3 protein-coding genes are annotated in these 2,150 nt (G+C 63.8%); all 3 read left to right on the forward strand.

The features are described 5' to 3' along the window. Positions 1–202: 202 nt before the first annotated feature. From AC1D00_RS37995 to AC1D00_RS38005, 3 genes are read left to right on the forward strand one after another with little or no spacing between them, the layout of a single operon-like run. Positions 203–997, forward strand: coding sequence for a thymidylate synthase (locus tag AC1D00_RS37995; RefSeq protein ID WP_011089252.1), 795 nt, complete (start codon positions 203–205; stop codon positions 995–997). Between the two features lie 5 nt (positions 998–1,002). Beyond that, on the forward strand, positions 1,003–1,488 hold the full coding sequence (locus AC1D00_RS38000; protein ID WP_404553762.1) for a GNAT family N-acetyltransferase: 486 nt from the start codon (positions 1,003–1,005) through the stop codon (positions 1,486–1,488). Then, entirely contained in the window at positions 1,488–1,997 is a 510-nt protein-coding gene (locus tag AC1D00_RS38005) for a dihydrofolate reductase (RefSeq protein ID WP_477014207.1), read from the forward strand. Before AC1D00_RS38000 ends, AC1D00_RS38005 begins: the two co-directional genes overlap by 1 nt. The last annotated feature ends 153 nt before the right edge of the window (positions 1,998–2,150 follow it).

Consider the following 2,150-nt stretch of genomic DNA (forward strand, 5'->3'; position numbering starts at 1 on the left):
GTGGACCCCGGTGCTCAAGCCGGCAAGTTAGGCAGCACTTTCAAGCCGATAGAGGAGGGGCGGGACGTGGGTTCCGCCCCTTGCCGTTTGCACCGGAAACGCTCACTTTTTCCGGGTATAATCGGTGCAGGCAGCGAATCGCCGCTGTCGCAGCGCGGGGGTGGTCGCTAAGTTCGCCGCCTCCCCAAAGGCTCTATGGCACATGCACCAGTATCAGGACCTGCTCGAGCGGATTCTTTCAGACGGCGCCGAGAAGACCGACCGGACCGGCACCGGCACGCTCTCGGTATTCGGCCATCAGATGCGCTTCAATCTGTCGGCCGGCTTCCCGATGCTGACCACCAAGCGGCTGCCGCTGAAGGCGATCGTGCACGAGCTGTTGTGGTTCCTGAAGGGCGACACCAACATCAAATATCTGCGCGACAACGGCGTCACCATCTGGGACGAGTGGGCGGACGCCAATGGCGATCTCGGCCCGGTCTATGGTCATCAGTGGCGCTCGTGGCCGGCGCCGGACGGACGCAGCATCGACCAGATCGCCAACGTCGTCGACATGATCAAGCGCAATCCGGATTCACGCCGCCTGATCGTCTCGGCCTGGAATCCGGCCGAGGTGGACAAGATGGCGCTGCCGCCGTGCCACTGCCTGTTCCAGTTCTATGTCGCCAACGGCAAGCTGTCGTGCCAGCTCTATCAGCGCTCGGCCGACGTGTTCCTCGGCGTGCCCTTCAACATCGCCTCCTATGCGCTGCTGACCATGATGGTGGCGCAGGTCACGGGCCTGAAGCCCGGCGACTTCGTGCATTCGTTCGGCGACACCCATCTCTATTCCAACCATCTGGAGCAGGCGAAGCTCCAGCTCACGCGCGCGCCGCGTGCGCTGCCGGTGATGCGGATCAACCCCGACGTGAAGGACATCTTCTCCTTCCGCTTCGAGGATTTCGAGCTCGTCGGTTACGATCCGCATCCGCACATCAAGGCGGAAGTCGCGGTCTGACGCAGATGTCGCTCAACATCCGCCGCGTGCGTCCGGGGGAAGCCGGGCTCGTTCTTTCCTTTATCCGCGAGCTCGCCGAATAYGAAAAGCTCTCGCACGAGGTCGAGGCGACCGAGGCTGACATCGCGGACGCGCTGTTCGGCGACAGACCGCAGCTCTATTGCGCGATCGCCGAGTGGAACGGCGAGGCGGTCGGCTTTGCGGTCTGGTTCGCCAATTTCTCCACCTTCAGCGGCCGTCACGGCATCTATCTCGAAGATCTGTATGTGCGGCCGTCGCATCGGGGCAAAGGCCTCGGCAAGGCGCTGCTGGTCTATCTCGCAAAGGAATGCGTCGAGAATGGCTGGTCGCGCCTGCAATGGGCGGTGCTCGACTGGAACGCGCCGTCGATCGCGTTCTACAAGTCGCTCGGCGCCGTCATGATGGACGACTGGACGCTGTGCCGCGTCACCGGTCCTGCGCTGACGCGGCTTGCGGGGAGCGAGACCTGATGGAGATCGTCTTCGTCGTCGCGATTGCGGAGAACGGCGTCATCGGCGCTGGCGGCGCGATCCCGTGGCGGCAGAAATCCGACATGGCGCGCTTCAAGGCGCTGACGATCGGCAAGCCCGTGATCATGGGCCGCAAGACCTTCGAATCCCTGCGCCGACCGCTTCCGGGCCGCACCAACATCGTGATCACGCGCGACACGGCCTATCGCGCCGCCGGTGCCGTCGTCACGACATCGGCCGCGGATGCGGAGGCGGTTGCGCGCGGCGATGCACTGCGGCGTTCGGTCACCGAGATCGCGGTGATCGGCGGCGCCGAGATCTATCGGCAATGGCTGGATCGTGCCGATCGCCTCGAAATCACCGAAGTGCATGCGCGCCCCGAAGGCGACACGCATTTCGGCATCGACACGGCAAAATGGGAGGAGACGGCGCGCATCCGTCATCCTGCCGGACCGGACGACAGCGCCGATTTCTCCTATGTGACATATCGTCGGCGGCCGCGCCATTAACCGCATTCGCCAATGTTAACATTGACTTTTCCGCCCCCGGGCTTAGCTGCAAAGACAGCCCGGGTTGCGTTGTAAGGGACCTGCCTGTCCCCTATAAAGCCGGACCGGACAAAGCGGGCGGGGGCAATTTGACCCTGCCGAGGAGAGCGTCGA

Source organism: Bradyrhizobium sp. P2_E8 (assembly GCF_056403875.1).